General features: G+C 66.5%; 19 protein-coding genes. 9 read left to right on the top strand and 10 right to left on the bottom strand.

Features of this window, described 5'->3' with window-relative positions; all coding sequences use genetic code 11:
• The first annotated feature begins 63 nt into the window (after nt 1-63).
• From RIF93_RS05085 to RIF93_RS05060, 6 genes are all read left to right on the top strand, one after another.
• Nucleotides 64-990, top strand: a complete 927-nt coding sequence (locus tag RIF93_RS05085) for a helix-turn-helix domain-containing protein (RefSeq protein WP_309089073.1) — start codon at nt 64-66, stop codon at nt 988-990.
• Between the two features lie 67 nt (nt 991-1057).
• A complete protein-coding gene (locus RIF93_RS05080) occupies nt 1058-2389 on the top strand; it encodes an O-antigen ligase family protein (RefSeq protein ID WP_309089071.1) in 1332 nt (443 codons plus the stop codon).
• Nucleotides 2386-2964, top strand: coding sequence for a hypothetical protein (locus tag RIF93_RS05075; RefSeq protein ID WP_309089069.1), 579 nt, complete (start codon nt 2386-2388; stop codon nt 2962-2964). The genes RIF93_RS05080 and RIF93_RS05075 overlap by 4 nt, the downstream gene beginning before the upstream one ends.
• A gap of 139 nt (nt 2965-3103) precedes the next feature.
• On the top strand, nt 3104-3724 hold the full coding sequence (locus tag RIF93_RS05070; protein WP_309089067.1) for a hypothetical protein: 621 nt from the start codon (nt 3104-3106) through the stop codon (nt 3722-3724).
• 102 nt (nt 3725-3826) lie between these two features.
• Nucleotides 3827-5134 (top strand): outer membrane beta-barrel protein, encoded by a 1308-nt coding sequence (locus RIF93_RS05065; protein WP_309089065.1) that lies wholly within the window; start codon nt 3827-3829, stop codon nt 5132-5134.
• 131 nt (nt 5135-5265) lie between these two features.
• A complete protein-coding gene (locus RIF93_RS05060; protein WP_309089063.1) occupies nt 5266-7515 on the top strand; it encodes a polysaccharide biosynthesis tyrosine autokinase in 2250 nt (749 codons plus the stop codon).
• 43 nt (nt 7516-7558) lie between these two features.
• On the opposite strand, the gene RIF93_RS05055 is transcribed toward RIF93_RS05060, so the two are convergent.
• Nucleotides 7559-7837, bottom strand: coding sequence for a hypothetical protein (locus RIF93_RS05055; RefSeq protein ID WP_309089061.1), 279 nt, complete (start codon nt 7835-7837; stop codon nt 7559-7561).
• Between the two features lie 210 nt (nt 7838-8047).
• Here RIF93_RS05055 and RIF93_RS05050 point away from each other — a divergent pair, with 210 nt between their 5' ends.
• Together RIF93_RS05050 and RIF93_RS05045 are read left to right on the top strand one after the other, a co-directional pair.
• Nucleotides 8048-9334 (top strand): sugar transferase, encoded by a 1287-nt coding sequence (locus tag RIF93_RS05050; RefSeq protein WP_309089059.1) that lies wholly within the window; start codon nt 8048-8050, stop codon nt 9332-9334.
• Between the two features lie 4 nt (nt 9335-9338).
• Nucleotides 9339-10592 (top strand): glycosyltransferase family 4 protein, encoded by a 1254-nt coding sequence (locus tag RIF93_RS05045; protein ID WP_309089056.1) that lies wholly within the window; start codon nt 9339-9341, stop codon nt 10590-10592.
• 6 nt (nt 10593-10598) lie between these two features.
• Here RIF93_RS05045 and RIF93_RS05040 read toward each other — a convergent pair whose 3' ends face one another.
• From RIF93_RS05040 to wecB, 9 genes are all read right to left on the bottom strand, one after another.
• Nucleotides 10599-12233 (bottom strand): alginate lyase family protein, encoded by a 1635-nt coding sequence (locus tag RIF93_RS05040; protein WP_309089055.1) that lies wholly within the window; start codon nt 12231-12233, stop codon nt 10599-10601.
• A gap of 7 nt (nt 12234-12240) precedes the next feature.
• Nucleotides 12241-14358 carry a bi-domain-containing oxidoreductase gene (locus tag RIF93_RS05035; protein ID WP_309089054.1) on the bottom strand — a complete coding sequence of 706 codons (2118 nt, stop codon included), beginning with the start codon at nt 14356-14358 and terminating at the stop codon, nt 12241-12243.
• Nucleotides 14359-14386: 28 nt separating this feature from the next.
• Nucleotides 14387-15712 (bottom strand): hypothetical protein, encoded by a 1326-nt coding sequence (locus RIF93_RS05030; RefSeq protein WP_309089053.1) that lies wholly within the window; start codon nt 15710-15712, stop codon nt 14387-14389.
• Nucleotides 15712-16809: a glycosyltransferase gene (locus tag RIF93_RS05025; RefSeq protein ID WP_309089052.1), complete on the bottom strand. Its 1098-nt coding sequence runs from the start codon at nt 16807-16809 to the stop codon at nt 15712-15714. The genes RIF93_RS05030 and RIF93_RS05025 overlap by 1 nt, the downstream gene beginning before the upstream one ends.
• 155 nt (nt 16810-16964) lie before the next feature.
• Complete coding sequence (locus RIF93_RS05020) at nt 16965-17969, bottom strand: hypothetical protein (RefSeq protein WP_309089051.1); 1005 nt, start codon at nt 17967-17969, stop codon at nt 16965-16967.
• Entirely contained in the window at nt 17966-19216 is a 1251-nt protein-coding gene (locus RIF93_RS05015; RefSeq protein ID WP_309089050.1) for a glycosyltransferase family 4 protein, read from the bottom strand. Before RIF93_RS05015 ends, RIF93_RS05020 begins: the two co-directional genes overlap by 4 nt.
• Nucleotides 19213-20568: an oligosaccharide flippase family protein gene (locus RIF93_RS05010; RefSeq protein ID WP_309089048.1), complete on the bottom strand. Its 1356-nt coding sequence runs from the start codon at nt 20566-20568 to the stop codon at nt 19213-19215. The genes RIF93_RS05015 and RIF93_RS05010 overlap by 4 nt, the downstream gene beginning before the upstream one ends.
• A gap of 12 nt (nt 20569-20580) precedes the next feature.
• Nucleotides 20581-21843, bottom strand: a complete 1263-nt coding sequence (wecC, locus tag RIF93_RS05005; RefSeq protein ID WP_309089046.1) for a UDP-N-acetyl-D-mannosamine dehydrogenase — start codon at nt 21841-21843, stop codon at nt 20581-20583.
• A complete protein-coding gene (wecB, locus tag RIF93_RS05000; RefSeq protein ID WP_309089044.1) occupies nt 21840-22970 on the bottom strand; it encodes a non-hydrolyzing UDP-N-acetylglucosamine 2-epimerase in 1131 nt (376 codons plus the stop codon). The genes wecC and wecB overlap by 4 nt, the downstream gene beginning before the upstream one ends.
• Nucleotides 22971-23317: 347 nt before the next feature.
• On the opposite strand from wecB, the gene RIF93_RS04995 reads away from it, so the two are divergent.
• Nucleotides 23318-23603, top strand: a 286-nt coding sequence (locus RIF93_RS04995; RefSeq protein ID WP_309089042.1) for an NAD-dependent epimerase/dehydratase family protein, incomplete at its 3' end; no start/stop codon positions are given.

The following is a 23603-nucleotide window of genomic DNA, read 5'->3' as shown; positions in this document are numbered from 1 at the left end:
CGCATGGCCACAGGGGCGCCCTCATCCGATATCGCGGCGGCCGCGCCTTTCCGACCGCAGGACGTGGCCAATGCCGCCCATCGGGCGAGCGTCGCCTTCATCCTCGACCTGATCCAGATCGGGCGGGACGGACGTCACCCCCTAGACGCCCTGCTGCTCTCCACCATCGTCCAGGCCAATGTCGCCCCCATCAGCGGCCGCGCTGACCTGCAGGTGGCGTTCGCGGACGCCGATGCGCCCCCGCCGGACGAGATGCGCCGCCCGGTCAGCGTCAATGCGCTGGCCAGTTCCCTGCGCCTGCCGTTCGAGAGCGTGCGGCGGCGGGTGCACGGCCTTCAGCGAAGCGGCCTCTGCCGCCTTTCCCGCGACGGCGTCATCGTCCCGACCGAGATCCTAACCCACCCGACCTACCTCGCCGGCGCCTTCCAGGCCTACGAGCGGCTGCGCCGGTTGCACGGGGACCTGCGCCGGCTGGGCGTGCTCGACGACCTGCCGCCGCCGAGCGTGGAGCTCGCGAGGGGGCTTGTGCCGGTCCGCACCGTGGCGCGCCTGGTCTCCGACTACATGCTGCGGGCGATGGACGTGGCGCACACCGAGTTCGGCGACATGATCTCCTGCCTGCTGCTCCTCGAGATCTTCCGCGCCAACACGGAGCACGTCGGCGCGACGCTGGCGCCCGAGCTGGCCCGCGAGGACGGCCTGCTCGACGACCGCCACCGCCGGCCCGTCCGCCAGACGGAACTCGCCCGGCGGCTTGGGCTGCCCGCCGAAACCGCCCGCCGACATCTGCTCGCGCTGCAGGAGCTGGGTTACGTGGAGCGACGCTCGGGCGGCCTGATCGTGACCGCCTACGCGCTAGGCCGTCCCCGCGTGGTGCGGTTCGCCGCCGAGAACGCCCTGCACCTGCGGCGGATGTTCGCCCAGCTTTCACAGCTCGGCGTGCTGGCTATCTGGGACGACTACGCGGCGGCCCAGGCGGCGAGCGCCTGACGGTCGCCGAGTTGATCGTACTCCGAGGATGGGCTCTCCTCGCGACTTGAGTCGGGGGACCTCATCCGTGTCGAGCGAAGGCGACAGATCTGCGCGGCGCGCCGCGGGCTTGTGGCCGCCGCCCAAGCACGCATGGATCGCGGGCGCGGGCGTCGGCCTGATCTATCTGGCCCACCTGATGTACGGCGGCCTCGTGGGCGATGTCGCCCTCAGCATGTACCTGGTGGCGGCCCTGCTGGCGGCAGGCGCCCTCGCCACACCCAGCGTGCGCGCCGACCTCCTGCGCCTGAAGGGGCTGGAGGCCGCAGCCCTGCTGTTCGGCCTCGTGCTCGTTGTCGGCGTGTGGAGCCTGACGCCCTACGTGCCGGGCGGACCGCATCCGATCTGGACCTATGTGGGTCTGAAGGGCGCCGCGACGGTCGACCGCTCCACGACCATCGTCGAGATGATCAAGCTGCTGGGCCTCGCCTGCTTCTTCATCGTCGGGGCGGCCACGGGCGCGCGGGACGACCGGGCGCGCTGGGCCGTCTGGCTGATGGTGCTCCTCGGCGGCGCCTTTGCGCTCTGGGCGTTCGTCGGGTCCGCCACGGGGTCGATCGTGCAGCAATCGCGTCGCGTGGAGGCCCACTTCCTCAACGCCAACACCGCGGGCAACGTCTTCGCCGCCCTCGCCATCCTGGGCGTGGCAGCAACCTTGAGCGCACAGGGCCGCGGGCGGCGCTGGCGTGCGGAAGTCCTCTTGCTGGCGGGGGCGACGGCCACGCTTGCCGCAACGATGTTCGCCACGGCGTCGCGCGGCGCATTTGCGGCGATCACGGCAGCACTGCTCGTCTATCTGCTCGTGCGCCTCGCCGGCGGTGGTCTCAAACTCTCGCGCGCCCTTGGCGTCGCGCTCGCCAGCATCGCCATTCTCGCCGTGGCCCTGGTCTTCTTCGGCGACCAGCTCCTGGACCGGCTCGTGCAAGGCGGGTCGGATCCCCAGCTGAGGCTCCAAGCCTGGAGAACCCATTGGGAGGCGTTCCTCGCCTCGCCCTTGTTCGGCTACGGCCTGGGCAACTTCGAGCCCATCAACAAGAGCCTGCTGAGCGTCTCCAACTTCGACTACCTGTTCAATCTTCGCGTGCCTCTAAACCTTTACCTGCAGTGGCTCGAGGAAGGCGGCCTGCTGATGGCCGTCCCGATGTTCCTCTGCGTGGCGTGGCTGCTGCTGCTCACCCTGCGTGGGGCTGTGCGCCGCAGCCGCATGACTGGGGTGCTGGCAGGCCTTCTCGCGTGCGACGCGGTGTTCCTTGTCCACGGGTTCACCGATTCCGCGCTCTTCACGCCGTCGGTGGCCGCGCTCTGGGCCTGGGCCCTTGGGCTGCAGGTCTCGCTCGCTCAGGGGACGTCCAGCCGATGACCGCCCGGTCGCTTCGCCTCGCAATACTGGTCGCCGCGCCAGTCCTCACAGCCGGGCTATCTCTGCTGGCGCTGACGGCGCTGAACGGTGGCGGGGCGGCCAAGCTCGGACCCATGACGCTGCTGGAACTGTCCGCGGGCTACGCCCGGCCGGCCGAGAAGCTTCTCGCGACCCCGGTCCCCTCCACCAGCGAGGCGCGGGAGGCGGCCGAGCTTAGTCGCAAGGCGCTGCGGCAGTTTCCCTACGACAACAGTTCCTGGCTTCGCCTTGCCTATGCCAGCCGGCTGCAGAACGGCGCCCTGACCGACGACGCCGTCGCCCTGCTGCGCCGTTCTTATGAGATCGCCGGCGTGGACATCTACGCCGGCGTCTGGCGGATCGGCTTCATCCTCGAGAATTCGCAGTCGATTCCGCGAGATGTGCGCATGTCGGCCAAGAAGGAGTTCGAGGCTCTCTGGCGCGATTACCACAAGCGCGATGAGTTGCAGCAAATGGCGGTTGCAGTTCGCAACCCTGCCGGGCGCCTGTCGGGCGCGCTATGGTTAAACGCGGCGAAGGCCAGCGCGACGAAATGACCACAGCGCGCCCACAATCAGGGCAGATGGTCATTTCGTTACTAAACTGTTGCTAGAAATTGCTTGAGTAAGCGCGGCTGTTGTGGCCATACGGTCGAACGGCGCTATCGCCGAACAGGATATCCAAGTGGGGGGGCACATGGGCCTCAAGACTCTTTCGATCGGCGCTGTGGCGCGCGCCTTCGCGGTGACGGCCCTGGTGGGCTCGGCCGCGATCCCGGCTGTCGCGGTTGCCCAGAACTCCGCGGCGCAGCAGCAGGCGGCGCAGCTGGCGGAAGCGATCGAGAACGCGGTCGAGCAGGCCGTGGCCTCGACGACCGACCCGAACGCCCTGCAGGCTGCGGTGGCCGAAGCCATCGCCAATGTGATCGACGGCGCCGACCCGGCGATCGCCCAGGCCGCGCTCAACACCGTGCAGGCTCAGGTCGCCCAGATCGTGGCTCAGGCTCCCGCTGTGGCGAACAACCCGCAGGCGGCCGCGACGGTGACCGCGGCGGTCACCCAGGCGGTGCAGCAGCAGCAGCAGGTCGTCACCGCGGCGATCAGCAGCTCGACCGGCGCTGTCGGCGGCAACCCGGGCAACAGCAACAACGCGAACAACAACAATCAGAACAACGCCAATAATAACAACAACAATAACAACAACGGGAACGGCAACGGCGCGCCCGGCGGCGGCGCTCCTGGCGTCGGTGGCGGCGGCCCGCCCGGCGGCGGTGGCGGCGGCGGCGGCGGCGGCGGCGGTTCGCACCCCGGCAACTAAGGCGACGCGGGCGTCAGACCCGGCGAGCCGATCAAGAGCAGCATCATCGATGGCCGTCCGCCCCCGGGCGGGCGGCCGTGACTTTTTAAGCGGGGCATCATCGTGAAAGCGGACAAGCGGGTCCTCATCGCCGGGGCGGCGATCCTATTGGCCATGCCGAGCGCGAGCGCGGCGCAGTCCTTGCGCGGCAGCCTCGGCGGCGCGGAAGACGCGGGCGCGGGCAACTTCCGCCGCGACCGCAACATCAGCGTCCGCCAGCGCCCGCACCCCGGCTACGAGGCCGTCGGCCTGCGCACCGGCGCCTTCATGATCTGGCCCAAGGTCACCGCGACGGCCGAGCGCAACGACAACATCTTCGCCACCGCGACGAACAAGCAGGACGACACGATCTTCCACATCGTGCCGGAGGTGAGCGCCCAATCGACGTGGTCACGGCATGCGCTGAACGCCTACGCCCGGGCGATGGTCCACCGCTTCGCCGACTTCTCGAGCGAAGACACCGAGGACTACTCCGTCGGCGCCAACGGGCGCATCGACGTCCTCCGCACGACCCAGATCAACGCCGGCGCCGACTGGTCGCGCCTGACTGAGCCGCGAACGACCGCAACCTCGGAAGGCCAGGCTCGTCCGGTGCAGTACGAGCTGACCAGCGCCTATCTGTCGGGCGCGCGCGAGTTCAACCGTCTGCGCCTGTCCAGCCGCCTGGACGCGCGCCACTTCACCTACCTTTCGCGGGTCGGGAACACGCCGCAGGACGACCGCGACCGCACGGTTACCTCGCTCTCGGGCCGGGCCGACTACGCCGTAAGCCCGGACACCGCCCTCTTCGTGCAGGTGACCGGCAACAAGCGGGCCTACCGCCTGAACAACCCGCCGGCGGCGGCCTTCCCGAACTTCGTGAATCGCGACTCCGACGGCGTCGAGGTGCTCGCCGGCGCCAACTTCGAGGTCTCGGCGCTGGTGCGCGGCGAAGTGGGCCTGGGCTACCTGAGCCAGAGCTTCGACAACCCCGCCTTCGACGACGTCAACGGCTTCGGCGCCCGGGGGCAGCTGGAATGGTTCCCCACCCAGCTCGTCACCCTGACGCTGAACGGCTCGCGGACCGTGGAAGACGCCGGCATCGTCGGCTCCTCCAGCTACCTGTCGTCCAACGTCGGCGGTCAGGTGGACTACGAGCTGATGCGCAACGTCATCCTCACCGGCCGCGCCGGCTGGGGCGAGGACGACTACAAAGGCATCGATCGCAACGACAAACGCACGACCGCGGGCGTGTCGGCCACCTACCTGATGAACCGCAGCGTGGGCGTGACGCTCAGCTACGACTACTTCAAGCAGAAGTCGAACGGCGCGGACGGCGGCAACGACTTCAAGGTCAACCGCATCGGCGCGACGCTGACGCTCCAGTACTGATCCCCGGCGGCGCGGCGGGACTGACATAAGGTCGCGATCCGGCCGCGCCGGCTGGCCTGGAACTTGAAGTCTGATAGCTGGTCTGTGCCAGCGCCAGACAACCCACGATTGCCGAGTGTCCGGATCCCGCCATGACCGTCCATAGCCCCGCCAACGCGCTCGACCACGAGACCGGCCATCGCCCTGCTCCGTCGGCCTGGGCGGCGACCATCGCCGGTCAGCTGGACCTGCGGCGTCTTCTGACGGTGTTCCGCCGTCGGCTGCGGCTGTTCGCGGCGGTGGGCGCGGCCGTCCTGCTGGCGGCCATCCTGCTCACCTTGCAGGCGACGCCGAAGTACACCGCGACGGCCAACGTCATGCTCGACACGCGGCAGGAGAAGGTCACCAACGTCGAAGAAGTGCTGTCGGGCCTGCCCGCCGACTCCAGCACGGTCGACACCGAGGTCGAGGTCCTGAAGTCGCGCCAGCTGGCGGAGCGCGTCGTGACCGCGCTTAAGCTCGACCAGGATCCGGAGTTCAACCCGGCCGTCCGCAAGCCGGAGGGTCTGGGCGCCGTGATCGGGGGCGTGGCGAGCCTGTTCGGCGCTGCGACGCCGGCCGACGCCAAGCTCTCCCCCATCGCGCAGCAAAAGGCCCACGAGAAGGTAGTCGACGCGGTGCTGGACGGGCTCTCCGTCAAGCGCGCCGGCCTGACCTACATCATCAACGTCTCGTACGAGTCCGAGAACCCTGCCAAAGCGGCCCGCATCGCCAACAAGTTCGCCGAGCTCTACCTGCTGGAGCAGCTTGAGGCGAAGTTCGAGGCCACCCAGCAGGCCACCAGCTGGCTGAACGAGCGCATCAGCAGCCTGCGCGACCAGGTGCTGGCCGACGAGGCCGCCGTCCAGCAGTACAAGATCGCCAACAACCTGCTCTCCGCGTCGGGCACGAACCTGACCGAGCAGGAGATCTCCAACTACAACCAGACGCTGGCCCAGGCCCGCGCCCAGGTGGCGGAAGACGAGGCGCGCCTCGCCACCGCCCGCCGACAGCTGGCCAGCGGCTCGTCCGGCGACGACGTGGGCGAGGCCCTCTCCTCGCCCGTCGTGCAGAAGCTGCGCGAGCAGCGCGTCCAGGTCAGCGCCAAGGTGGCCGACCTGCAGGGCCGCTACGGCGACCGGCACCCGGAGATGCTGAAGGCCAGGCGCGAGCTGCAGGACATCGACGCCCAGATCGAGCAGGAGATCGGTCGGATCATCTCCAACCTCGAGGCCCGCGCGCAGGTCGCGCGGCAGCGCGCCGGCGCCATCGCCGGCAGCCTGGGCGGCGCGCGCGGCACGCTGGCCTCGAACAACCGCGCCATGGTGCGGCTGAACGAGCTGCAACGCACCGCCGACGCCTCGCGCACGCTCTACGAGAGCTATCTGAACCGCTACAAGGAGACGAGCAGCCAGGAAGGCATCGGCCAGTCCGACGCGCGCATCGTCTCGAAGGCGAAGATCCCGACGGGCCAGAGCTCGCCCAAGGTCGCCCTGAACCTGGCGCTGGGCCTGCTGCTCGCCATGGGCGCCGGCGTGGGGGCCGTGGCGCTGGCGGAAATGCTGGATGCCGGCCTCGCCACCGCCGAGGACGTCGAACGGCGCCTCGACACCACCTACCTGGGCGCCATCCCGCTCCTGGCCTCGGTCGCCGACGACAACACAAACCCGCTGGATCACGTCGTGGCCAAGCCGCTGTCGGCCTTCTCCGAGGCGTTCCGCAACCTCAGGACCTCGATCCTCTATTCGCGGATCGGCGAGCCCGTGAAGGTGGTGGGCGTCACCTCCGCCCTGCCCGGCGAAGGCAAGACGACGACGTCGGTGTGCCTCGGCCGCGTCGCGGCGCTGCAGGGCGGCCGCGTGCTGGTCGTCGACTGCGACCTGCGCCGCCGCACCGTGAACCGCCTGATGGGCCACGAGCCGGCCGTGGGCCTGCTCGAGGTGCTCGGCGGCGAAGCCACGCTCCAGCAGGCGGTGGTCGTCGACAAGGAAAGCGGCGCCCACTTCCTGCCGCTCGCCAAGAGCGCCGTCACGCCCAAGGACGTGTTCGGGACCAACGCCATGGACCGGCTGCTGGCCGACCTGCGCACGCGCTACGACCTGATCATCCTGGACACCGCGCCGGTGCTGCCGGTGGCCGACACCCGCGTGCTGGCGCCGAAAGCCGACGCGATGATCTTCCTGGCCAAGTGGCGCAAGACGCCGCAGCACGCCATCGAGGCGGCCTTCCGGATGCTGAGCGGCACCGGCGCGCACATGGGCGGCGTGGCCCTGACCCAGGTCGATATGAAGCAGCAGGCGAAGTACGGCTACGGCGACCCGGGCTACTACTACGCCGAATACAAGAAGTACTACGTCAGCTAGGGGGAGGACGGGGCGATCCGTCGCCGGCGGGGGCTGGGGCGGCTTAAACCGCGGAGATGACGAACCGGGCCAGGGAGACCCAGAAGGCGGCGCACACCAGCGCCACACCGGTCGCGCCAACGGCCAAGGCCATCACGGCGGCCGGCCGGGGCGAGCGTGTGCCGGTTTGGGTCAGCATCCCTTCCAACGCCTCCTGCAGTTCCAGCGCAGGCGAACGCACAGCGCTCTCCTGGCCGGTGGCCACGGCTAAATGCGGCAGGCTGGCGGGAGTTGCAGGCCCGAAGGACGGGTCGGTCGCCTCGACGAACTGTGCTCCGGACACGGAACCCTCCTTCGGAGAGAGATCCAAGCTTCGCCGTACCAGCCTTAAGGGCGCGTATACAGGTGCGCTTAACGAGGCTGTCGCCGAGTCGCGGCAGGCTGCAACCACGGCATGCATCTTGCGTGCAGGGGTGGCAGGAGTCTTGTTTTGGGGGGCGCAGGCTTTTCCGGGCGACGCGCGCCGCGCGCGCGAAGCGGAACGGCGCGCGACATGACCATGCTCATGAAGCCGATCGGCGACATCCAGGACGCCACGCCGCTGGGGCGCGAACGCGCCGACGGCGGCGCCCTGATCGCCTTCGTCGCCGCGGCGGCCTTCATCGCGCTGTGGTCTCTGGGCAGCGTGCTGCTGATCCGCGGCGTCGAGATGTGGGCCTCCTCGCCCGAATACCTGCTGCACCTGGCCATCAACACGGGCTGCATGGCGCTGGCCGCAGCTTACGCCGCGCGCGTCCACGGCAGCCTCGACTACAAGCTGGGCCAGGCGCTGCTGACGGTCTTCCTGCTGTTCGGCGCCTACGCCCTGGCCGTCCTTGGCGGCCGGCTCTTCTTCTCGCGGCCCATGCTGTTCGCGGCCGTCACCGGCGGCGCCCTCGTGAGCTGCCTCGTGGTGCTGCTCCGCCACCGGCTGGCGCGGCGGCGTGTGGCCATCGTCGGGCCTCTGATCGGCGACGTCCGCCCCGCCCTGCCCTTCGGCCAGGTGGTGAACGACCCGCAGACCGACCTGCGCGGCTTCGACATCGTGCTGGTCTCGCTGACCGAACAGGTCAGCGCCGAGTGGTCCAAGGCCCTGTCGCGGGCCATGCTCGCCGGCTGCAAGGTGCGGCACGTGGGCGAGTACATCGAGGAGCTGCGCGGCGCCGTCTCGCTCGACCACTTCGACGTCGACCACCTGCCGCCCAACGGCATCGCCTCGTACAAGGCGCTGAAGCGCGCCATGGATATCGGGCTGGTGGTCTTCATCCTGCCCGTGGCCCTGCCGGTGATGGCGCTCGCCATGGCGGCCGTGTTCGTCACAATGGGCCGCCCGATCTTCTTCGTGCAGGAGCGCGTGGGCCTGGGCGGCGAGCCGTTCCGCATGTGGAAGCTGCGCACCATGCGACCCGAGCGAGAGGGCGAGGCCCTGAAGGCCGCGGTCGTGGGCGACGCCCGCGTCACGCCGATCGGCCGGATCCTGCGCCGCTTCCGCGTCGACGAGCTGCCGCAGCTCTGGAACGTGCTGAAGGGCGACATGAGCCTGATCGGCCCTCGCCCCGAGGCCGTCGCCCTGCACGAGCAATACCTGGCCCGCCTGCCCAATTATGCCTACCGCTATCTCGTCCGTCCCGGCATCACCGGCTGGGCCCAGGTCTCCGCCCCGCCCTCGGCCAACGCGGAGGAGGCCCGCACGAAGCTGACCTACGACCTCTTCTACGTGAAGAAGCTGAGCCTCTATCTCGACCTCCAGATCGTGATCCGGACGTTCTGGACAATCACGGCTGGCGGCGGGGTGCGGTAGAGCGATGCGGATCCTCTTTCTCACCCACTACTACCCGCCCGAGTCCAACGCGCCCGCAAACCGCGTCTCCGAACTCGCGCGCGAGTGGGTAGGCGCGGGGCACGAAGTCACCGTCGTGACGTGCACGCCGAGCCATCCGGGTGGTCGTCCCTACCCCGGCTACCGCAACCCCTTCTTCCACGCCGAACAACTGGACGGCGTCCAGGTCATACGGCTCGGCACGTACCTGGCGGCCAATCAGGGAACGGTGCGACGCAGCCTCAACTACGTGTCGTTCATGCTGTCGGCGATCCTACAAGCGGGCCGGCTGCCCGCGGCCGATGTGGTGATCTCGACCTCGCCGCAGTTCTTCGCCGGTATCGCCGGAGCCTTCGTCGCTCGGAAGCTACGCGCCCCGTGGATCTTCGAAGTGCGAGACATTTGGCCGGAGAGCGTTTCCGCGGTCGCGGCGGGCGGGCGAGGCCCGGCGTTCCGCCTGTTGGAGAAAATCGAAGCCTGGGCCTATGGCGCCGCCGACCAGATCGTTGCGGTGTCGCCCGCCTTCATCGAACACCTCGCGGCGCGGGCGCCGCTGAAGCGGCCGGTGCGCATCGTCGAGAATGGGGTCGATCTGGCCCTCTTCGGTGAGAACTCGGAAGCCAGGGGCTTCCGCGAGCGACACGGACTAAGAGGCAAGACGGTGTTCGGCTACGTCGGCACCCACGGTATGGCGCACAGCCTGCAGACCGTTCTCGAAGCCGCGGCGCTCACCCGCGACGACCCGACCATCGCCTACCTCCTCGTGGGCTCCGGCGCTGAGCGCCAGCGCCTGGTGGCGCGCCGCGCGGAACTCGGCCTCGAGAACGTGGTCATGCTCGACCACCAGCCTCGCGCGGAGATGCCGGCGATTTGGTCGAGCGTCGACGTCAGCCTGGTCGTGCTCCGACGCTCGCCGCTGTTCCACCGCGTCATCCCCTCCAAGATGTTCGAGGCCATGGCCATGGCGCGGCCGATCATCATGGCCGTCGACGGACAAGCGCGGCGGATCCTGGAAAGCTCTGGCGGCGGACTGTTCGTGGAGCCCGAAGACCCGCAAGCACTCGCGCAGGCCGTGCGCAGACTGGCGCGCGATCCTGCCCAGAGGGCGGCCATGGGCGCGGAAGGCAAGGCGTTCGTGCGCGCCAACTACGACCGTTCCGTGCTGGCGAAGCGCTACCTTGAGATCATCCAAGCGCTCCCGGGCCTCGCGCCCGAGCCCCATCGCCTCGCGGCCGAGTAGCTCAGCTCAGCCCCAAAGCCATCGGCTTGTCAGCCGGTCGCCGGCGAACCGGCAGCGGACGTGCTTGGTCGGCAGGCGCAGGCCGAACTCTGGAGCCCACCAGGCGTCTTCTATCGCCGCCTCTCCGCCATCGAGCTCCAACTGGACGGCGCGGTTCCGTAGGATGCAGACGACGGCGCGCTCTCGGGCGGTCTCCACCTGCACCTCCGGATGCAGCAGCCAGACGGCCTCGGCCGAGCTTGAGCGGCCTTCGATGCTGTCCTCGACAGTTAGAGATCGTTCGTCCAGCCGCCACCGCCGGCGGTGTGTGACGCGGCCCTGCAGCCGCCGATAGCCGGTGTGGCCGGCGGAGAGCTCGACGCCGGCCTGCCCGGCTGAGAGGGCGACCTCGATGGGCCGGGCGCGGCGCGCGACGCGGAAGCTGCTCCAGACCTCGGAGGAGTCGGCGCCGTCGACAACCACGCTGTTGTGGGCCGCCGTCCCGCGCTCCCAGAGCCGGTCGGGACCGGCGTCGTAGGTGGAGGTTCCCGTGTTGACAAGCATACGGGCGCCGAACAGCGACAGCTCGCACGACAAGGTGTCCGCGTGGGCGTGACCGGGCAGATAGTCGGGACCGACGTTCGCAACATCAGCGAACAAGACCGCGGGACCGGCCTCCGCCCGGACGTATCCGGAACTTTCGAGGTAGCGCACCGGGCGATCCAGCGGCGGCGGGGCGGTCAAACGCAGCGCGGCGAGCTGGGCGGTCAGGTCGGCCGCGCGCGGGGCGATGGCCATGGCGCTGTCGTTGAAGAACGAGACCTCGCCGTCCGGGTGGCTCATCGTCTCGGCCCAGGCGAGCATCCGGCCGGCGGCGGCGGCCAACTCGGCCGCCAGCGGCGGCGGCAGCCGGGCCGGCGCGATGCGATCGGCGGCGAGCAGATCCAGCACGTCGGCGGCGATGATCGCGTGGTACATCGGCGAGAGCTCGAAGTGGCCGCCGTCGGGCAGCACCTGCTCCCGCAGCTGGGGGACCAGATGCTTCAGCCCCAGCCGCAGCCAATCGTCGGCCTCGGCCCCCTCGAAGAACAGGCCCGCGAACACCAGCGCCTTGGCGTTGGCCCAGAGGTGATTGCCCAGCAGGTGGATCTCGAGCTGGTCGGCGAGCGCCCGGACCTGCACGGCCAGGCTCTCGACGGCGGCCGCCTCCAGCCGCCCGCCGGACCAGGCGAAGCGGCACCAGTTCACGATCCTGAGCGACAGGCAGTACGGCTCCCAGCCGGGCCCCGACGGCGGCGGGTTCTCGGCGATCCAGCGCGCGATCAGCGCCGCATGCCATGCCCTCCGCCCCTCGGCCCCAAGGGCGTCCAGATCGTCGAAGTAGTGCAGATTGTAGAGCCAGAGCCTCGGCCAGGCGGGATTGTCCCAGTCGCCCGGTCCCGCCAGCTCGTGCTCTTCGTTCAGGAACCGGAACCGCGCCGGGCCCAGCATCGACGGCGCACGCCAGCGCGGCAGCGCCCACGTCCCCGCAACCGCCCGCACCGCCGGCGGCGGCCCGAGCCTGGGCCGCAGCCGCCGCAGCCTGTGCGCCGCCCGGCCGTAGATCTGCACCGGCCGCAGGTAGCGCACCGTATGGAACAGGCGGACGGCCCGGGTCAGCACGCGAGGATCAGCCGTCGAAGCGCGCGGCCCGGATCGACCAGCGGCTCACCTCCAGCACCTCGCCCAGCGTGATCGGCGCGGCCTGGCCGGACTTAAGGGCTGAGACGAAGGCCGCGGCGCAGGCCGCATGGCCCTTGTCCTGGCGGCTCGTGGCCTTGCTGAAGCCCGGCCAACCCCAGGCGCGCAGCGCCCGGAAGTTGTCGAGCTGAAGGATGCGCCCGCCGCCGAACGCCTCCACCCGCTCCTTCGGGAAGGCCTTCGAGCCGTTGGCGAAATAGTGGATCGTGCCGTGGGATCCGTTCTCGAACTCGAGCACGAGGGTGGCCTTGTCCTCGGCCACGCCGCCGGCCGGCCGGCCGAGCTTCACGGCATGCAGGCCGACGATCGGAGCGCCCGCCAGGTAGCGCAGCAGGTCGATGAAGTGGCAGGCCTCGCCGATGATACGGCCGCCACCCACCTGCGGGTCCTGGGTCCAGTGGTCGGCGGGGATGGCGCCGGCATTGACCGTGACGATGAAGGTCTTCGGCTCGGAGAGCTGGTCCAAGAGCTGCTTCATCCGCACCGCCAGGGGCGCGAAACGCCGGTTGAAGCCCACCATCACGACCGGCGGCCGCTCGTGCGACTGGGCGGCGGCGGCGATGCGGTCGAGCTCGTCCTCAGCCAGGGCCAGCGGCTTCTCCACGAACACCGACTTGCCGGCGACCAGGGCGCGCTCGGCGAGGTCGGCGTGGGTGTCGTGGCGGGTGGCGATCACCACGCCGTCGATGTCGGGATGGGCGAGCACCGCCTCGATATCGGTGCTGGCTTCGGCGAAGCCGTTCTTGCGGCCGTGGACCAGGGCCGAGACGCCGCCTTGGCTGGTAACGGTCCTCAGGTCCGCGCCGCCCGCCTTCATGGCCGGGATCAGCACGCGCGAAGCGAAGTTGCCGGCTCCGATCATCCCCAGCCGGGCGCCGGCGCGGGCCGGACTCGCCGGCTTCAGCGCCACCGCTTGCACCAGCTTCGTTTCCGAAGGCGCCGTCGGATAGGTCAGCACGATGCCCATGGCCGAGCGGTCGTCGGTCAGCGCGTCGTAGGCCTTCTGCGCCTCGCCGATGTCGAACCGGTGGGTGATCAGGTCGCGCACATTCAGGCCGCCGTCGGCCATCAGGCCCAGCACCGCCTCGAAGTTGCGCTGCTCGGTCCAGCGGACGAAGCCGAACGGATAGTCCTGGGCCCGCTCCTCGTAGTTCGGGTCGTAGCGGCCGGGGCCGTACGAGCACGAGACCTGGAAGCTGAGCTCCTTCTCGTAGAAGTCGGCCCGGTCGAGCTCGAGGCCCGTGACGCCCACCAGCACGATGCGCCCGCGCTTGCGGCTCATCTTGGCCGCCTGGGTGACGGGATCGTTGCTCTTGGTGGAGGCGGCGATGATCACCGCATCGACCCCGCGGCCGTCCGAGAAGGCCATGCCGGCCGCCACCGCGTCCTCGCGGGCGGCGAGGTTCACCACCTCGGCGCCATAGCCGCGGGCCAGCTCCAGCTTGCGGGCGTCGAAGTCCAGGCCCAGCACCCGGCAGCCGTTCGCCCGCAGGATCTGCACGGCCATCAGGCCGATCAGGCCGAGGCCGAACACCGCCACCCGCTCGCCCAGGGTGGGCTGGGCCAGGCGCACGCCCTGCAGCGCAATGGCCGCCAGCGGCGTGAAGGCCGCCTCCTCGTCCGAGACCCCGTCGGGGATCTTGGCGCAGAGCGTGTTCGGCACGGCCACGACCTCGGCATGCGGACCGTTCGAGATCACTCGGTCGCCCAGGGCGAAGCCGGTGACCCCCGGGCCGACCTCGACCACCCGACCGGCGTTGCAGTAGCCGAGCGGAATGGGCTGATCGAGCTTGGAGCGGACGGCCTCTAGGGTCTCAAGCACGCCATCGGTGCGGGCCTTGGCGAGGACCTCCTTCACACGCTGCGGCTGCTGAAGCGCCTTCTCCAGCAGGTTCCCCTTGCCGAACTCAAGCAGCATGCGCTCGGTCCCCGCCGACACGAGGGTCGCGGCAGTCTCGATCAGCAGCCCGCCCCGCCGCGCCCGCGGCGAAGGAACGTTGGCGGCCTCGATTGAGCCGTCGGCGAGGGATTGGATAACTTGGCGCATGTTTTTGCGTCTTCTCGAGGAGGAACAGCTATACGAGGAGGCGGATTTTTCCCGCCTCGCTTCTTACGGGCTCTGAAAGCAGAACCGGAGACACCTTGAGTTCGACATTCGAGAAGTCGAAGCCCGACATGATTTCGGGAATACCAACGGTCTTGTCTCCGGGCACCACCAGCAGTTCGAGCTTCCCCGGCTGCACCTGGCGCACTTGCACATGACGGCATCGGTCGAACGCCGGATGGTGCCGCCCGAAGATCAGGGCGGTGAGCGCTATGCGCATGCCGCGGCCATCGATGACGAAGTCACCCGTCCGGCCTGCCGCGACCGCGAAGGACTCAACGACACCATCGCGAACCTCCGCTTGGACGAGGTCGCCAGTATCGTAGCGGATGAAGGGTGACGCGGTGTTCCAGTATGAGGTGCCGATCAGCCTCTGGCCGTCGCTGCCATCAAGAGCTTCGACAAAACCGTAGCTGTGAAGCGGCACATAGTGATTGGAAGCATCCTCGTAAGCCAAGACGCACATCTCGCTGTGACCGTACCAAGCCGTCATCTGCACGCCCAATGTGCGCTTCAGCGGTTCGACATAGTGGGGCGCCGGAAACTCTGAACCAAGCAGCACGCCCTTTAGGTTTCGCTGCAGTCCGCGCATCGCTTCTGGGCGGATATCAGCCAAGGAAGAGATGATCTCCGAGACAATGCTGGGATAGCCATGGATCCACTGGATTCTACGGCGCTTCAGGAGTTCATACAGGGCATCGGCGACTGCGGATCGATCAGCATAAGTATTGATAATATACTCATTGTGCACCGCATTGTACCTGAGCACATCGCCACCCAGGTTGCGGCCGCGCATCGTCAGCTTCAAATCGCGGTAGTGGTAACCCGCACGTCCCCAAATGAGGTGCATGTGAGCCCATTCGCGGGCAAAGGCTTCCCCGTCTACGTGGAAGGCCAGCGGTTGGCCACTCGTGCCCCCCGTGTTGATCAGCATTCGTCTCGGCGCAGGCGTGGAGCGATCCTCCAGCCCGAACTCTCGCAGGTCAGCCTTGGTGACGATCGGTATATCTTGGAAGTGCTCGAACGTCCTCAGCCGGCTGGGATCATAGCCGCGAGCATCATAGAAGGCACGGTAGAAGGCTGTTTCCTCATACGCACGCCGCACAATCGCCTTGAGCTTGGGGAAAGCCCACGCCCGGACGTCGCAAGCGCGAGCCGAGGTCATTCCCGCCGCAAGTCTCAATGTTCGGACGTAGCCCGGACCCAGCCTGACAGAGAACGGCACGTAGGCAAGCAGGCGGGCAAGAGGCGCCGGCGCACGCTCAGCGATCGACTTGAGTCGGGTCTTCACCGACATCAGATGCGCACCTCCCGGTGAGGCGAGGCGCGAACGAGCCTGTCGAACAGCTTTTTGTTGGCAGCTAGATCGCCTAACTCTTCTGATTTTCTCAGCCCACGCGCGCGAGCGCAACGTCGCATCATCTGACGTTCGGCTTCGGAAAGCTGTGAGTACTGCGCGATGGCTTCGGCAAATCCCTGCGGATCACCCAGTGGCAGATCGAATCCTGCGTTGTCTTGGCCCAACGCCCGCCAAGGCGTCCGATCGCTGATCAACACAGGCGTCCCACTCACGAGTGCTTCGTGAATTGAGTGTCCGTAGTTCTCGCCGAGCGTCGGGAGAAACATCAGGTCGTATCGCCCAAGCACCCCGTGCACCTCGTCCGGCGCAACTTCGCCCATGAACCGCACGGCGATGTGGGCCGGGAGGGTGGATGCGATCTCGACGCATTGTTGTGCGTAACCCTCGTCGGGGGCCGGGCCATAGATATCGAACCGGACTGGCACGCGCACTGAACGCAAAACCTCAAGGGCGAAACGCAAGTTCTTCATCGGCGAGATGCGCGACAGGAAGACAAGCGAAAGCCCTTCAGAGCTTTGTCGCCGATCTCCCAGAGGAGGGGGGGGCGGCGCTAGATCCTGGGCCACATAGACATCTGCGGCGCTCACCTTGAGAGCGCGAATGATGTCCGAACGCTCGACATCACTTGATGCTTGCCAAATGAGGTCGCGATGCAAGCCGAGGCCGCCGGCGACCAATCGATAGCTGCGTTTCTTAGCCGACTTGAGCGCCAATGCGCCGGGCGAGAATTCGCCCCGAGGGGCAAGAAGCGTAGGCCGCACCTCGATCGCTCTCATCCGGCGAAGCGCAAGCGGCACTGTGGAGAACAGCGGATCAAAGAAGCTGTTCAAGTACATCGCATCGAACGGAATGCTGTTCACGACACGCCGTAGAGCAATGGCGTTCAGTTGTTCGGGCGGCAGATAATAGACTCTCGCCCCGCCAACGGAAGTCCATTCCGCAACACTGACACCAGCATACGGAGCTGGATCGCCGGAATCGCGATCTCTAGTGACGATGAACCAATCGAAACTGTCTGAAAGTCGTGCGACCATGTTGGCAATGGAGCGTATCGGCCCCCCCGCCTTGAAGCCAGGCATGTAATATCGGGTGAACGTAAGTATCGCCGGCCTACGCAATTGGACCTCCGAGTTGAGGCGCCGGCACGCCCCTCAGCGCGTGCGCCATGAGTCTCATGATGAGCCATTGTTCATGCACCTGGGGGATAGCCGGTGCCATATTCGAGCACGTCCGTAATGAAAGGCACCGACTTCCAAACGAAATAGGCGTTCGCCGCAAGAAACGCGATATTCCAGGTCCTCCCTTCTACGAGAAAGAAATACAAAAAGACCAAATACCCCATCATATTTACACGCTCATCGCCGACGACATATGCCGCAACTACAATAGGCACCATCGACCCCACTACGGACCACTTGTCACGGCAAGTGATCAACATAATTCCCATGAGGACTATTGTTTTAATCGTCTCGATATGATCCAGCGTGGCGTATCCTGAAATCTTGTCGACGATCGGAGATCTATTTTCGACCAGGAAATACGCCAGGAAGGCGCCCGCGAAGGCGAAGACCGCGATATCTCGCCAGCGTATGCGACGTGTCGGAATAGTCTCGCGAATCCGCTTGACTGCCTTTCCAGCAAGAGCCGCTACGTACAGAATGATAACTTGGTAGTGCGCTGCCGGGGCGAGGGCAGCGAAGGCGTACCTCGCCAGTCCCGGCACTGTCAGGAACGCCATAAAGAAGATCAGTGAAAATTTGAGCCGCTCTGCCGCAAACAGACACACCAGAGAGTAATAACCCACCGCCACGAGCACGAAGGCAAATCTCGAACCGCGAAATTTTTCGAATAATGCCAGTATCTGGCAGACGAAGATCCCGTTCGCTACTGATATGAAGACACCTTTTTCTAGGAAGCGCGACGCCATCCATATGAGCAGCCCATATGCGGGCTCTGAGCTCCCAGTTGTCACGCGCTGGAGGTGTGGCACCTGAGCTAAGTTGGCGCGCTTGGCGAGCTCATAAAAGCTCCAATAGTAAGTCTGGTCACCGTATCTGTACTGATCGTGCAGAAATAAAGAGGTGGCGAACACGAGGAAGAATAGCGCCGTGTACCTAAAAATCCCCATAGAAGCGAACTTTGCGCGGGGGGTGCCTGGCCACACTTTTTCGGCATTTAGACGCAAATTATTCATTTCACGGGCCTGGCCGACGGGCTCGCGCTAGTCGCCGCATAGATATGCGGCTGCCTATGCTCTCGATAGATTCGGAATATCGCCGACCCCACTGCCCGCAAGGGTGGGACCTCGAGAAGGTAATCCAATTTGCCCTTCACCCCAGCATAGTCAAAACGGTTCACCGACGCGACCGTCTCGACGGAAGGTTTGGAGAACATCGATCCCGCGACGATCGCCGGGAGCGCCTTGGAGTTTTCACGCCACGACCGAGACTCAACGGCGTACCCGCGCGCGGCAGACTGCATCATCTCGACCTCAGAACGGGAGAGCGCGCACGCACGTCGCATCGCCGCCGCGAGGTCCGGCACGCTCACCTCAGCCATCGGCCAGTAATAGTTGTCCCCACGCACAAAGCGACGCGCCACCGGCACAAGATATCCAGTTCGCCCAGGTAGCACGAACTCGGACATCGGACCTTCATCCGTGGTAATTACGGGCAATCCGACAGCCAGCGCCTCGCAGATTGTTAAGCCTATTCCCTCCAGACGGCTGGGATAAACATAGAAATCTCCAAGATGATACAGGCCGGGAGCCGGCACTGTCCCGACCTTGACCGTTATTCTGTCGTCTTCGCAGATCGAACCACTCAGATCTATCTGACTATGGATAATTAGTTCTGCGTCTACATCTGCGCGAATCTGATTGAAGGCAGCTATTACGAGATCTGTACCCTTCCTAGCGGTATCCCACCCGCAGGAGTGGAAAAATCGGAGTCGACCATTCTTCTTTGGCCTAGGCTTGAAGAGATCAACTTCGGTGCCCCAGGGCACGTAGGATGCCCCGGGGTGCCAGCGAAACGCCTCGTAGTGCCGCTGTGTGTTGCAGATCAAAAAGTCATATATTGAGAACAGCGAAACGCTTTCTCTGGTATAATAATCAATGTATGCCCCGCAGGTCACACCCCGGTCCTTTGCCCAAATTATGGGCTGCCACCAGCGCTGTTCGTTGAAGATTATGACTTCTAACTTACAAGAAGAGATCCAGTCGTCAAAATCTGAACGATCGATCTTCCCGGAACCGGACCAATGTAACCGCTTGGCCCAGCGTACATTTGGTAGATCCCACTTCGGATCGCCAACCGCGTATCGCTCACCACGGGCATAGATAAAGATTTCCATTCCCGCGGAAGTTAGGGCATCGGCGATTTGTCGAGACACGACGCCTGCGCCGCGCTCGAACCAAGTCGTGACGATCCCAACTTTCACGCTTCGCTCCGCGAATAATGCTTGCCAGGCGTGGGCTTGTCGGGCGCCGCCATCGAACCGGACCTGATGACCCAAAGCAGGTAAGAAAGGCCTATCGCGTTGACGATGAACTCACTGGTCCCGGTGGCGATGGCCGCACCTTCCATGCCGTAACTTGGAATGAGCAAGAGGTTCAAAGTCACGTTGAGAACTATCGTTATGAAGCTGATGAGGGCTGCCACGTATGGCTTCCCGGCCATGCTGAGTGCCACCCCCGAGAAGCAGACCATCGCGTAGAGGACCTTGGCGACGGCCAAGATGCCGAGCGCTCCAGCCGCGCGGCGGTACTGGCCGCCATAAACCAATTCAAGGAGCGGCCCCGCCCAACCAAAGATCCCCAACCCCAGCGGTAGCATCAGGGCTGTAGCAGCGGCGTGCGCATAGACCAGCAGCTTCCGCAATCGGCGCCAGTCGGCCTGCGCTTGAAGGCGGGCGAGCGTTGGAGCGATCGCGATGGAAATGGCGAAGAGCGCCACGCCGGCACCGTCAGCCAGCTGTAGCGCAACACGGTAGAGGCCCACCTCTTCGCGCGTTGTAAGCACGCCAAGAAGAAGAACGTCCATCTGGTAGTTGATCACCTGAGCGCCGGCGAGCAACACGAACGGGAAGCTGCTGGCAACAAGCGTCGTGTAGTCGCGCTTGCCGCGGACGCCTGGATCAACCTGCGGCAATCTCTTGCGAACGCCGAAGACCAGCACGGCAAACGCCCCTGCCAGGGCTGCCACGTTCAGCAGCAGCGCCTGCTCTGGCGTGGCCGCCGGCCGAACCACCCACCAGGCCGCGAGCATCAGTAGTAGTAGTATTGATCGAACCACCTCCGTGGCGATCTGACTCTCGATCACATATCCCAACCCCCGGATCGCAGCCGAGAGTGTTGCGGTTAGTGCCTGAAGTGGAACAAGCAAGAGGGCGAGCAGCAGAGCTGCCGCCGGCAAGCCAAATCTTGCATCAACTGTCCAATAGGCGATTCCAGCACTGATGATCAGGAACGCGGAGATGAGCGCAACGACCTCTGCTGAACCGAGCACGGCGCTCCTGATGGAGGAAGGGTCGTTGTGGGCACTCGCAACGGAGACGAGGCGAACTAGAGATGCAGGGAATCCGAATTGGGCGATGATCGCGGCGACCTGCACGAACGCAATGGCCAGCGCATATACCCCTAAGGCATCCGGCCCCATCATGCGGGCCAACAAGATTCCTGCCGCGAACTGGCAGACCATGTAACAGGCCTTCGCCGCGGCGCTTCCCAGGCTGCCTCGCAAAAGTTGCGCGCGCAGTCCGACACCATCTGCAAATAAGCGCCGCTTCAACATGCCCCTACGCGCCTACACCCCCCGCGCGTTCGGTCGGCTCACCAGTCCGATCGCGTCCACCACCACCTTGTTCAGAAACTGGTTCGGGTCGAGGCGCTTGAATTGGCGGTGGCCGACGAGGAAGACGGCGATGTCGCTCTCGCGCTGGGCGCGGCCGGCGTCGACGAGCTGGACGTTGTTCAGGCCCGCGAGCGGCGCCGGCAGCTCGGTGACGTTGGGCTCGCAGACCAGGATCTGCAGGCCGTCGGCCTTGGCCAGGGTCTCGACGATCTCGAGCGCTGGGCTCTCGCGCAGGTCGTCCACGTCGGGCTTGTAGGTGACGCCGTAGCAGGCGACGACCGCGTTCTTGAAGCGATCCGCTAGGCGGGTGACGCGCTCGACGATGCGGTGCGGCTTGTCATCGTTGACCACCCGGGCCATGCGGATCAGGCGGGCCTCTTCCGGCGCCGAGTTGACGATGAACCAGGGGTCGACGGCGATGCAGTGGCCGCCGACGCCGGCCCCGGGCTCGAGGATCGAGACGCGCGGGTGCTTGTTGGCGAGCTCGCGTACGGCCCAGACGTCGACCTCGAGCTTGTCGCAGATCATCGACAGCTCGTTGGCGAAGGCGATGTTCACGTCCCGGAACGCGTTCTCGGAGAGCTTGACCAGTTCGGCGGCGCGGCTGTCGGTGACGTAGCATGTGCCAGTGACGAACTCCTGGTAGAGGTCGAGCGCCTTCTGGGCGCAGGCCTCGGTCAGGCCGCCGATGATGCGGTCGTTCTGGACCAGCTCGCGGACCATCTGGCCGGGCAGGATGCGCTCCGGGCAGTGGCAGACGGCGACATCGGCGTCGGCGCCCTCCTCCTTGTAGCGCGGGAAGGTCAGGTCGGGCCGCGCGTGGCGCAGCACCTCGGCGACCATTTCGGTGCTGCCGACGGGCGAGGTGGACTCCAGGATCACCACCGAGCCGGCCTTCAGCGTGGGCGCGATGGCGGCGGAGGCCTTCTCCACATAGCTCATGTCGGGCGCGCCGCCGGGGCGCACCGGCGTGGGCACGGCGATGATGTAGTAGTCCGCCGTCTCGGGCTCGGTCGACGCGCGCAGCTGGCCGGTGGTGACGGCCGCCGTCAGCAGCATCTGCAGGTCCGGCTCCTGGAAATGGGCCTGGCCGGCGTTCACCAGCTCGACCACCTTTTGGTTCACATCATAGCCCACGACCTCGTGGCCGCGGCTGGCCAGCATGGCGGCGGTGGGAAGGCCGATGTATCCCAGGCCAACGACACAGATCTTCATGCGGCGGCCCGCTCCTTACGCGCATAGGCTTCGATGATGTCGGCGATCTTCTCGGCGGCCGTCCCGTCGCCGTACGGGAACACGGGCCTGGCGCGGCCGGCGTAGTAGTCCGGCTCGTCTAGCAGGCGGGAGACCTCCCGGTGGATCAGCTCGGGATCTGTGCCCACCAGGGAGACCACGCCGGTGGCCAGCGCCTCGGGCCGCTCGGTGACCTCGCGCATGACGAGCACCGGCTTGCCTAGCGCCGGGCCCTCCTCCTGGATGCCGCCGGAGTCGGTGAGGATGATGTCGGCCCGCTTCATCAGAGCCACCATGCGGACGTAGTCGACGGGCGCGATCAGGTGGACGTTGGGGAGGCCGCCCAAGCGCTCCATGACCACGCCGCGGACCTGGGGATTGAGGTGGACGGGATAGATCACCTCGACGTCAGGGCGGGCGGCGATGCGGGCGATGCCGTCACAGATCCGGTCGAAGCCGCCGCCGAAGCTCTCGCGCCGATGACCGGTGACCAGCACCAGCTTCTTGTCGGCCGCCGGGGTGACCTCCAGGTCCTCCAGCATGGCCTCGTCCACAAGGCCGGCCATGTAGAGCACCGCATCGATCCCGGTGTTGCCGGTGACGGCGATGGTCCGCTCGCGCGGCGACTCGCGGCGCAGGTTCTCGGCGCTGGTCTCGGTGGGGGCGAAGCAGAAATCTGCCACGGCGTCGACCGAGACGCGGTTGTACTCCTCGGGCCAGGGACGCGTGATGTCATGCGAGCGCAGGCCCGCCTCCACATGACCCACCGGAATGCGGGCGTAGAAGGCGGCGAGCGCCGCGGCCATGGCGGTGGTCGTGTCCCCGTGGACGAGCACCAGGTCCGGCTTCTGCTGCTCGAAGACCTCGGCCATGCGGGCGAGCACGCGAACGGTGATGTCGGTCAGCGTCTGACCGGCTGACATGAGCTCCAGGTCGATGTCGGGCCGCTCGGCGAAGGCGGCGAACACCTGGTCGAGCATCTCGCGATGCTGGCCAGTGACGACCACGACGGGGTCGAGGTCCGCCCGAGCGCGTAGCGCCTTCACCACAGGCAGCATCTTGATCGCCTCGGGACGCGTCCCGAAGACAACCAGTATACGGCTTCCCATTTTGACCCCCGCACCCCGAACTGCGCGGCTTCGTGCAAGCCCCGTGCCCCGGGGTTGCGCCAAGCGTGGCAATTATAGCGCCGGTATGACTGCCGTCGCGTGACGCGTAAAGCCGCAGGCTCGGCCCCCCGCCCGGTCCCTGCCGATGCGCGACGAGAGAGGCGCGTCGCCACGTTCGCGCGCGGCCGCGGTCACAAAACTGCGAGCGGGCAAGAAATCTGGCGAAAATCTGTCCGCGATGGGAACAGCGGCGCTGCACGCAATGTTAGGGGCCCGCTTGGAGAAGCAAAGCTCGAGAAACGGCCACGCTTCTTCAGGATCGGAGCAATCAATAAGCGGGGCTGTTCATGGCGCGGGTGCTGGTGGCGGGGGGCCTTGGCTTCATCGGATCGCATTTGGTCGATCGACTTCTGGAACGAAGCGACATCGACGAATGTCTGGTCGTCGACAATCTTTGGACGGGGTGCCGGACGAACCTGGCGCACGTGTCCGACCCCAGGCTCCGGATCCTGATCGGCGACGTCGAGCGGGTCCCCCTGAAGGGCAAGTTCGAGGAGATCTACCACCTCGCCTCGCCGGCTTCGCCGCCCTGGTACATGGCCCAGCCGCTGCGGACGATCTCGGCGAATGTGG

Origin of the sequence: Phenylobacterium sp., assembly GCF_031181185.1 — a bacterium.
Taxonomy (GTDB): domain Bacteria; phylum Pseudomonadota; class Alphaproteobacteria; order Caulobacterales; family Caulobacteraceae; genus Phenylobacterium.
Note: the sequence above shows the minus strand (reverse complement) of the source record. Positions and strands in the feature narration are given on the sequence as shown.

Excerpts from the sequence above, each read along its gene's own strand:
- RIF93_RS05070 (WP_309089067.1), top strand. The coding sequence starts at position 3,104 with ATGGGCCTCAAGACTCTTTCGATCGGCGCTGTGGCGCGCGCCTTCGCG.
- RIF93_RS05075 (WP_309089069.1), top strand. The coding sequence starts at position 2,386 with ATGACCGCCCGGTCGCTTCGCCTCGCAATACTGGTCGCCGCGCCAGTC.
- RIF93_RS05045 (WP_309089056.1), top strand. The coding sequence starts at position 9,339 with ATGCGGATCCTCTTTCTCACCCACTACTACCCGCCCGAGTCCAACGCG.
- RIF93_RS05035 (WP_309089054.1), bottom strand. The coding sequence starts at position 14,358 with ATGCGCCAAGTTATCCAATCCCTCGCCGACGGCTCAATCGAGGCCGCC.
- RIF93_RS05060 (WP_309089063.1), top strand. The coding sequence starts at position 5,266 with ATGACCGTCCATAGCCCCGCCAACGCGCTCGACCACGAGACCGGCCAT.
- RIF93_RS05010 (WP_309089048.1), bottom strand. The coding sequence starts at position 20,568 with ATGTTGAAGCGGCGCTTATTTGCAGATGGTGTCGGACTGCGCGCGCAA.
- RIF93_RS05030 (WP_309089053.1), bottom strand. The coding sequence starts at position 15,712 with ATGTCGGTGAAGACCCGACTCAAGTCGATCGCTGAGCGTGCGCCGGCG.
- RIF93_RS05020 (WP_309089051.1), bottom strand. The coding sequence starts at position 17,969 with ATGAATAATTTGCGTCTAAATGCCGAAAAAGTGTGGCCAGGCACCCCC.
- RIF93_RS05025 (WP_309089052.1), bottom strand. The coding sequence starts at position 16,809 with ATGGTCGCACGACTTTCAGACAGTTTCGATTGGTTCATCGTCACTAGA.
- wecB (WP_309089044.1), bottom strand. The coding sequence starts at position 22,970 with ATGGGAAGCCGTATACTGGTTGTCTTCGGGACGCGTCCCGAGGCGATC.
- RIF93_RS05050 (WP_309089059.1), top strand. The coding sequence starts at position 8,048 with ATGACCATGCTCATGAAGCCGATCGGCGACATCCAGGACGCCACGCCG.
- wecC (WP_309089046.1), bottom strand. The coding sequence starts at position 21,843 with ATGAAGATCTGTGTCGTTGGCCTGGGATACATCGGCCTTCCCACCGCC.